This window comes from Streptomyces sp. NPDC029139, from assembly GCF_055564335.1.
In genome coordinates, this window is sequence record NZ_JBVHWN010000006.1 from 365937 (window position 1) to 375208 (window position 9272).

The 9272-nt window shown below is 72.6% G+C and carries 6 protein-coding genes; 2 read left to right on the forward strand and 4 right to left on the reverse strand.

What is annotated here, in order from left to right; all coding sequences use genetic code 11:
• Positions 1-36: 36 nt before the first annotated feature.
• The 4 genes from araD to xylA form a co-directional block, all read right to left on the reverse strand.
• The gene (gene araD / locus ACZ4VW_RS17515; RefSeq protein ID WP_467963159.1) at positions 37-1884 is read right to left on the reverse strand and encodes an L-arabinonate dehydratase; all 1848 of its coding nucleotides are present in this window, start codon (positions 1882-1884) and stop codon (positions 37-39) included.
• Positions 1872-2780: a dihydrodipicolinate synthase family protein gene (locus tag ACZ4VW_RS17520; protein WP_467963205.1), complete on the reverse strand. Its 909-nt coding sequence runs from the start codon at positions 2778-2780 to the stop codon at positions 1872-1874. The genes araD and ACZ4VW_RS17520 overlap by 13 nt, the downstream gene beginning before the upstream one ends.
• Before the next feature lie 16 nt (positions 2781-2796).
• On the reverse strand, positions 2797-3438 hold the full coding sequence (locus tag ACZ4VW_RS17525) for a GntR family transcriptional regulator (RefSeq protein ID WP_467963161.1): 642 nt from the start codon (positions 3436-3438) through the stop codon (positions 2797-2799).
• A 215-nt stretch (positions 3439-3653) separates the two neighbouring features.
• Positions 3654-4823 carry a xylose isomerase gene (xylA, locus tag ACZ4VW_RS17530; protein WP_467963163.1) on the reverse strand — a complete coding sequence of 390 codons (1170 nt, stop codon included), beginning with the start codon at positions 4821-4823 and terminating at the stop codon, positions 3654-3656.
• A gap of 382 nt (positions 4824-5205) precedes the next feature.
• On the opposite strand from xylA, the gene xylB reads away from it, so the two are divergent.
• Positions 5206-6729 (forward strand): xylulokinase, encoded by a 1524-nt coding sequence (xylB, locus tag ACZ4VW_RS17535; RefSeq protein ID WP_467963165.1) that lies wholly within the window; start codon positions 5206-5208, stop codon positions 6727-6729.
• Positions 6730-6820: 91 nt separating this feature from the next.
• On the forward strand, positions 6821-9082 hold the full coding sequence (gene yicI, locus ACZ4VW_RS17540; protein ID WP_467963167.1) for an alpha-xylosidase: 2262 nt from the start codon (positions 6821-6823) through the stop codon (positions 9080-9082).
• Positions 9083-9272 lie beyond the last annotated feature (190 nt).

The window sequence follows — 9272 nt, forward strand, 5'->3', positions numbered from 1 at the left end:
GCGAACAGGTGGAACTGGGACGGATCGGCCCGGACGTCAGCCCGCGTAGGGATCCGGGGTCGTTCCCGGCCTGGCCAGGAACTCGAAGTCACAGCCGGTGTCGGCCTGGGAGATCTGCTCGGAGTACAGCGCGCCGTAGCCGCGTTCGTACCGGGTGGGCGGGGGAGTCCACGCGGCCCGGCGCCGTGCCAGCTCCTCGTCCGTGACGTCCAGATGCAGCGTCCTCGCCTCGACGTCCAGGGTGATCAGGTCGCCGGTACGCACCAGCGCCAGCGGGCCGCCGACGTACGACTCGGGCGCCACGTGCAGCACACAGGTGCCGTAACTCGTCCCGCTCATCCGGGCGTCGGAGATCCGGACCATGTCCCGCACCCCCTGTTCGAGCAGGTGGCGGGGGATCGGCAGCATTCCGTACTCCGGCATCCCCGGACCGCCCTTGGGGCCCGCGTTGCGCAGGACCAGGACGTGCTCGGGAGTGATGCCGAGGTCCGGGTCGTCGATCGTCCGCTGCATGGTGCGGTAGTCGTCGAAGACCACGGCCGGCCCGGTGTGCTTGAGCAGCCCCGGCTCGGCGGCGATGTGCTTGATGACCGCGCCGTCCGGACACAGATTGCCGCGCAGCACCGCCACCCCGCCCTCGTCCGCCAGCGGACGCGAACGCACCCGGATGACCTCGTCGTTGTGGACCAGCGCCCCGTCGAGCTGCTCGCGCAGCGTCGCGTGCGCGACCGTCGGACGGTCCAGATGCAGCAGGTCCGTGAGCCGGGAGAGGAAGCCCGGCATACCGCCCGCGAAGTGGAAGTCCTCCATCAGGTACCGGCCGCCGGGCCGGAGGTCGGCCAGCACCGGAACCGTACGGGCGATCCGGTCGAAGTCGTCCAGGGCCAGCTTCACCCCGGAGCGCCCGGCCATGGCGATCAGATGGATGACGGCGTTCGTCGACCCGCCGAGCGACAGGACGGCGGCGACCGCGTCCTCGTACGCCTCACGCGTCAGGATCCGCGAGAGCCGCAGGTCCTGCCGTACGAGCTCCACGATCCGCATCCCCGAGGCGGCCGCCATCCGGTCGTGCCCCGACTCGACGGCCGGGATCGAGGACGCTCCCGGCATCGTCACCCCGAGCGTCTCCGCCGCGGCGGTGAGCGTCGAGGCCGTACCCATCGTCATGCAGTGGCCGGGGGAACGGGCGAGCCCGTTCTCCAGCTCCGCCATCTCACAGTCGCCGATCAGACCGGCCCGCTTGTCGTCCCAGTACTTCCACATGTCGGTGCCGGAGCCGAGGGTCTCGCCGCGCCAGTGACCCGGCAGCATCGGTCCCGCGGGGACGAACACGGCCGGCAGGTCCACCGTCGCCGCGCCCATCAGCAGCGCCGGGGTCGACTTGTCGCAGCCGCCCATCAGCACCGCCCCGTCGACGGGATAGGAGCGCAGCAGCTCCTCCGTCTCCATCGCGAGGAGGTTGCGGTAGAGCATCGGGGTCGGCTTCTGGAAGGTCTCGGACAGGGTGGAGACGGGGAACTCGAGCGGGAACCCGCCGGCCTGCCACACCCCCCGCTTCACCGCCTGCGCGCGGTCGCGCAGATGGACGTGGCAGGGGTTGATGTCCGACCAGGTGTTGAGGATGGCGATGACCGGCTTGCCCAGGTGCTCCTCCGGCAGGTAGCCCAGCTGCCGGGTGCGGGCACGGTGGCTGAACGAGCGCAGCCCGTCCGTGCCGTACCAGCGGTGGCTGCGCAGTTCCTCGGGCCCGCGGCGCCCGGACGCCTCCGGGACGTCCGTGGCCGTCACGCCCCCGGCGTCGGCACCTGCCGCGCTGCCGGCGTCCACGTGAGCCTCGCTCGCGGGATCCATCCGTGCCTCGCCGCCGGCGTTCACGCCTGCCATCCGGCGGCTATCGCGGCGACCTCGGCGCGGTCCGCCTCCGGCAGCTCGCGGCTCGGCGGACGGATGTCGCGGCGGCACAGGCCCAGGGCGGCCAGCGCCTCCTTGACGACGGTGACGTTGTCGGCGTTGCCGTTGGCGGCCCGCAGCTCCTCGAAGCGGCGGATCCGCTCCCAGACCTTCATCGCGGTGGGGAAGTCGCCGGCCCGCAGCGCGGTGAGCATCTCCAGGGAGACCGACGGGGCGACGTTGACCAGACCCGAGGTGAAGCCGGTGGCGCCGCTCGCGAAGTAGGAGGGGGCGTACGGCTCCGCGAGCCCGGCCACCCAGACGAAGCGGTCGAGACCGGCGTCGCGGGCGAACGCGGCGAAGCGCGAGGCGTCCGGGACGGCGTACTTGACCCCGATGACGTTCGGGCAGGCGGCGCCGAGCTCGGCCAGCCGCGCTCCGCCGAGCAGCGGGTTACGGAGGTAGGGGACGACGCCGAGCTCGGGAACCGCCTCGGCGATGGCCCGGTGGTAGTCGACCCAGCCGCTCTCGGAGACGTACGGGTGGACCGGCTGATGGACCATCAGCATCTGGGCGCCGGTCTCCCGGGCGTGGCGGGCTGCCGCCACGGCGGTCGGCACGTCGTGGCCGACGCCGACCAGCACGAGGGCGCGGTCGCCGGCCTCCTCGACGGTCAGCTCGGTGACCAGGCGGCGCTCCTCGGGGGTCAGCGCGTAGAACTCGCCGGTGTTCCCGTTCGGGGTCAGGGTGCGGACGCCGGCGTCGAGCAGCCGGCGCAACAGCGCGCGGTGCGCGGCGGTGTCCACGGAGCCGTCCTCGGCGAACGGGGTCACGGGGATCGCCACCACGTCGGCGAGCGCCGTCTTCTCGGACTCGAAGGTCTTGGTCACTCGGTCACTCACAGGGTCACTCACTGTCTTCGGGAAAGGCGCGCTCGACGAACGAGGCGATGTGGTCGTGCACGGCGAGGCCGGCGCCGGCGGAGTCACCGGCGACCGCGAGCCGCAGGATCTCCTCGTGCTCGGCGGCCTCGCGCTCCCAGGAGGGCGTCGCGGCCCAGGCCACCGTCGAGACGAGGGCGGCCTGGTCGCGGACCTCGTCGAGCATCAGGCCGAGCAGCGGGTTGCCGCAGGGCAGGTACAGGGCCCGGTGGAAGTCACGGTTGGCCAGGGAGCGTTCGGCCGGGTCCTCGGCGGTCGCGGCCCGGCGCAGGGCGTTCCGCGCCTCGTCCAGGCCGGCTCCGGCGGCGACCGTACGGCGGACCGCCTCCGGCTCCAGGAGCAGCCGTACGTCGTAGACGGAGCGGGCCATGTCGGCGTCGACCATCCGGACCGTGGCGCCCTTGTACTGGCTCATCACCACGAGACCGCTGCCGGCCAGGGTCTTCAGGGCCTCGCGCACCGGAGTCTTCGACACCCCGAAGCGAGCGGCGAGCTCGGTCTCCACCAGGGCCTGGCCGGGGCTCAGACCGCCGGTGAGTATGTCGTGTTTGATCGCCTCCAGGACGTACTGGGTGCGGGACGGGATCGGGCTGGGGGCGAAGGCCATGACGCACTCTCAGATCTCGTGTATCGCGTCTCATATATGACGTACGAAGTGCAACGCGGTTGAAGCTAGGGGGGCGTTCATGTTTCGTCAATGCTTCGCGCAGGATTCTTAGAAAGCGCTTGCTGTCGGAGGTGGTCGCGGCATGCGCGAGGGCGCCCGTCCCGGGCCGTCGTGGCCCGGGGCGGACGCCCCTCGGTGTCGCCCGAAAGTGCTGGTCAGCGGACCGCCAGCAGGTGTTCGAGCGCCAGCTGGTCCAGTCGCTCGAAGGCCATGGAACGCTCGGCCGCCGCGGTCACGTCGAACTCCTCGAACGCGGCACGGTCCGCGAGCAGGCCGGCAAGCCCGTCGGGGGCCGTGGGGGTGGCCAGCTCGTCGAGGCGGGAGGCGGCCAGGGCCGCCCCGACCTCGGGATCCGCGCGGAACGCGGCGGCGCGCTCCTTGAGGATCAGGTAGTTCCGCATGCAGTTCTTCGCGGACTCCCAGACGCCGTCGAAGCCGTCGGTCCGCACCGGCTTGAAGTCGAAGTGCCGGGGGCCGTCGTATCCGGCCGTCTCCAGCAGGTCCACCAGCCAGAACGCCTGGCGCAGATCGCCCGCGCCGAAGCGGAAGTCCTGGTCGTACTTGATGCCGGACTGGCCGTTGAGGTCGATGTGGAAGAGCTTGCCCGCCCACAGCGCCTGGGCGATACCGTGCGGGAAGTTGAGCCCGGCCATCTGCTCGTGGCCCGTCTCCGGGTTCACGCCCACCAGCTCGGGGCGCTCCAGCCGCTCGATGAACGCGAGCGCGTGGCCGATCGTGGGCAGGAGGATGTCGCCTCGCGGCTCGTTCGGCTTCGGCTCGATGGCGAAACGCAGGTCGTATCCCTGCTCGGTGACGTACTGTCCGAGCAGGTCGAAAGCCTCCTTCATGCGGTCCAGGGCCACGCCGACGTCCTTGGCCGCGCCCGACTCGGCGCCTTCGCGGCCGCCCCAGGCCACATAGGTGGTCGCGCCGAGTTCGACGGCGAGGTCGATGTTGCGGATCGTCTTGCGCAGCGCGTAGCGGCGCACGTCACGGTCGTTGGCGGTGAAGCCGCCGTCCTTGAAGACGGGGTGGGTGAAGAGGTTCGTGGTGGCCATCGGCACCTTGAGGCCGGTGCGCTCCAGGGCGCCCCTGAAGCGCTTGATCGCCGCCTCCCGCTCACTGTCCGAGGCGCCGAAGGGGATGAGGTCGTCGTCGTGGAAGGTCACGCCGTACGCCCCGAGTCCGGCGAGCCGCTCGACCGACTCGACCGGGTCGAGCGCCGGACGCGTGGCGTCGCCGAAAGGGTCGCGGCCCTGCCAGCCGACGGTCCACAGGCCGAAGGTGAAGCGGTCCTCGGGGGTGGGGGTGAAGCGTTCCGACATGGTCTGTCCCTCTTTGGGTGATTGCAGGGAGAGCCTGCAGGGGAATCGACACGCGGCCAGGTCTGGTCGGCGTATTTGTTTTCTGCGATAACTAATACGGCAACGTGCGGCACCGCGCCAGGGTCCGCGCCCGAAGTCCGCGCGGAGTCCGCGCCGGACCGGCGTCTTCCGGTGCGAGGAGACCCGAGGAAAGGTGAGGCCCATGGCGGAGACGCAATCGGCGCGACCGGCGCGACCGGCGCGACCGGTCGACTCGGCGCGTTCGGCGCGTTCGGCGCGTTCGGCGCGACCGGACCGCCGGTCGCCGGCGGAGGCCGGGACACGGCCGGTGGACGATGGGCGACCCGCGGACCGGGCCCGACCGGTGGACGAGCCCCGACCGATGGACGAGGCCCGATCGGAGGACCGGGTGTCACCCGGTCTACGAGGGCGACCGGCGGACGCAGTCGTGATCGGCGTGGACAGCTCCACGCAGTCCACGAAGGCGGCCGTCGTCCACGCCGCCACCGGCACCCTGCTCGCCGTCGGCCGTGCCCCGCACAGCGTCACGGGGACGGACGGAGCCAGGGAGAGCGCCCCGGAGACCTGGTGGAGCGCCCTGCGCGAGGCGGTTGCCGCGGCCCTGGAGCAGGCGGCCGTTCCGCCCTCCGCCGTCACCGGCATCGCGGTCGCCGGCCAGCAGCACGGCCTGGTCGTCCTCGATGCCGCCGGCCGCCCGCTGCGCCCCGCCCTGCTCTGGAACGACACCCGCTCCGCGCCGCAGGCCACCGCCCTCACCGCCGCGCTCGGCGGCCCCGGTGCCTGGCTCGCCAGGACCGGCTCGGTGCCGGTCGCCTCCATGACCGCCGCGAAATGGCAGTGGCTGCGCGACCACGAACCGGAGACCGTCGCCGCCACCGCCGGTGTCCGGCTGCCCCACGACTTCCTCACCGAGCGCCTGTCCGGCGTCGCCGTGACCGACCCGGGCGACGCCTCCGGCACCTGCTGGTACGACCCGGAGGCCGCCGCCTACGAGCCCGAGATCCTCCGGCTCCTCGCCCTGGACCCCGGCCTCCTGCCCTCCGTCGCCCCGACCGGCGGCACGCGTGCCGGCACGCTCACCCCGGCCGCCGCCCGCGCGCTCGGCCTCCCGGACACCGTCGCCGTCGCCGCGGGCACCGGGGACAACATGGCGGCCGCCGTCGGCCTCGGCCTCGGCGGCGCGGGCCTCCTGGACCACCCGGTCGTGAGCCTCGGCACCTCCGGCACCGTGTTCGCCGCCACCCGCACCCGCCCCGCCGCCGCCGGGCTGGCCGGCTTCGCCGCAGCCGACGGCACGTACCTGCCGCTCGGCTGCACCCTGAACTGCACCCTCGCCGTCGACCGCTTCGCCACGCTGCTCGGCCTCGACCGCGAGGACACCGCACCGGGCGACGGCGTGGTCGTGCTTCCGTACCTCGACGGCGAACGCACCCCCGACCTGCCGCACGCCACGGGGCTCGTCACCGGACTGCGCCACACCACCACCCCGCGCGCGATCCTCGGCGCGGCCTACGAGGGCGCCGTCTTCACCATCCTGCGCGCCCTCGACGAACTGCTGACCGCCTGCGGCCTCGACCCCGCCGACCCGGAGGTGCGGGGCCGGCCCCTGCGCCTCGTCGGCGGCGGCGCCCAGGGCCGCGCCTGGACCGACACCGTCCGCCGGCTCTCCGGCCGCCCCGTGGTCGTCCCCGCCGCCGGCGAACTCGTCGCCCTCGGCGCCGCGGCCCTCGCCGCGGCCGCCGTGACCGGCGAGGACCCGGTCGCCATCGCCACCGCCTGGGGCACGGGGAACGGCGAGACCCTTCCGTCCGTCGACCGGGACGAGGAGACCTGGCGCCGGATCGCCGGCGTCCTGGACCGCGCCGCACCGAGCCTGCTCGCCTGACCCCCTTCACCTGACCCCGTTCGCCTGACCCCGCTCACCTGGCCCCGTTCGCCTGACCCCGTTCACCTTCGCACCCCTTCCGAGGACCACGATGAAGTTCACCGACGGCTTCTGGCTGATGCGCGAAGGCGTTCGCGCCTCGTACGCCACCGAAGTACGCGACCTGCACCTGAGCGCCGACCACTTCACGGCGTACGCGTCCGTCAAGAGGGTCGAGACGCGTGGCGACACCCTGAACTCCGCCCTGCTCACGGTCGAGTGCTTCTCGCCCGCGGAGGGTGTGATCGGCGTCCGCCTCACCCATCACGCGGGAAAGGTCCACCACGGACCGGACTTCGCCCTCCCCGGGGACGGCCAGGGGACCGCGTCCGTACGCCAGGAGGGGACGGTCACCGAGCTGACCTCCGGCCCGCTCGCCCTGCGCCTGGACACCTCCGGGCCGTGGTCCCTGGACTTCCTCGACGCCGACGGCCGCACCCTGACCTCGGCCGGCCGCAAGGGCACCGCCTTCGTCACCACCGGCGACGGAGCCCACCACATGATGGCCCAGCTCGCCCTCGGGGTCGGCGAGAACGTCTACGGGCTCGGCGAACGCTTCACCCCGTTCGTCAAGAACGGCCAGGTCGTCGACATGTGGCAGGCCGACGGCGGGACCAGCAGCGAACAGGCGTACAAGAACGTCCCGTTCTACCTCTCCTCCCGCGGTTACGGCGTCTTCGTCAACCACCCGGGCAAGGTGTCCTTCGAGGTCGGCTCCGAGTCCGTCGGCCAGGTGCAGTTCAGCGTCGAGGACCAGACGCTGGAGTACTACGTCGTCGCCGGCCCCACCCCCAAGGACGTCCTCACCCGCTACACGGCCCTCACCGGCCGCCCGGCGCTGCCCCCCGCCTGGTCCTTCGGACTCTGGCTCACCACCTCCTTCACCACGCCCTACGACGAGGACACCGTCACCTCCTTCGTCGACGGCATGGCCGAGCGCGGCATCCCGCTCTCCGTCTTCCACTTCGACTGCTTCTGGATGCGCGGCTACCAGTGGTCCGACTTCCAATGGGATCCGGAGACCTTCCCCGACCCGGACGGGATGCTCGCGCGCCTGAAGGGGCGGGGACTGCGCGTGAGCATGTGGATCAACCCGTACATCGCCCAGAAGTCCACGCTCTTCGCCGAGGGGATGGCGAGCGGTTACCTCGTGAAGCGGCCGGGCGGCGACGTCTGGCAGTGGGACCTGTGGCAGCCCGGCATGGCGCTGGTCGACTTCACCAACCCGGCCGCCCGCGCCTGGTTCCAGGAGCGGCTGAAGCCGCTCCTCGCGCAGGGTGTCGACTGCTTCAAGACCGACTTCGGCGAGCGCGTGCCCACCGATGTGGTCTGGCACGACGGCTCGGACCCGGAGCGGATGCACAACTACTACACCCTCCTGTACAACCAGGCCGTCTTCGAGCTCCTGGAGAAGGAGCGGGGAACCGGCGAGGCCGTTCTCTTCGCCCGCTCGGCGACCGCGGGGGGCCAGCAGTTCCCGGTCCACTGGGGAGGCGACTGCTGGGCCTCCTTCGAGGCCATGGCCGAATCGCTGCGCGCCGGGCTGTCCCTCTCCCTGAGCGGCTTCGGTTTCTGGAGCCATGACATCGGCGGCTTCGAGGGCACGCCCGACCCCGACGTCTTCAAGCGCTGGCTCGCCTTCGGACTGCTCTCCTCGCACAGCCGGCTGCACGGCAACGAGTCCTACCGGGTGCCGTGGGAGTTCGGCGAGGAGGCCGTCGACGTGGCGCGGAGCTTCACGCGGCTCAAGCACCGGCTGATGCCGTACCTGTACGGGGTCGCCGTCGACGCCCACCGTACGGGCGTCCCCGCCATGCGCCCCATGCTGCTCGAGTTCCCCGACGACCCGACCTGCCGGACCCTCGACCGGCAGTACATGCTCGGCCCCGATCTGCTCGTCGCCCCGGTCTTCACCGCCGACGGTGAGGTGGAGGTGTACCTCCCGGCGGGGGAGTGGACGCACCTCCTCAGCGGCGAGACGGTCACCGGCCCGGGCTGGCGCCGCGAGGTCCACGGCTTCGACAGCCTGCCGCTATACGTCCGTCCCGGCACCGCCCTTCCCCTCGGAGCGGACGAGGAGCGACCGGACGGCGACTGGCTCGACCGGCTCACCCTGCTGGCGACCCCGGGCGCGACCGACCGGACCATCACGATCCCGGATCTCCGCGGCGATCCGGCGGCGACGTTCCGCGTGATCCGCTCCGGGGGGACCGTACGCGCGGTGACCACCGACACGGACCGCTCCTTCGGACTCCGGGTCGTGGGCGGAGGTTCGGCCCACGGCAGCGGTGAGGTGACGGTTCCCGGCGCTTGACGACGGCCGGCCGGCCGACCCGGCGCCGACCGGGCCCGGGGGGGGGGGGGGGAGGGGGGGGGGGGGGGGGAGGGGGAGTGGGGGGGGGGGGGGGGGTGGGGGGGGGGGGGGGGGGTGGGGGGGGGGGGGGTTGGGGGGGTGGGGGGTGGAGGTCGAAGGGGTCGAGGTCGACCGGTTCGAGGTCGACCGG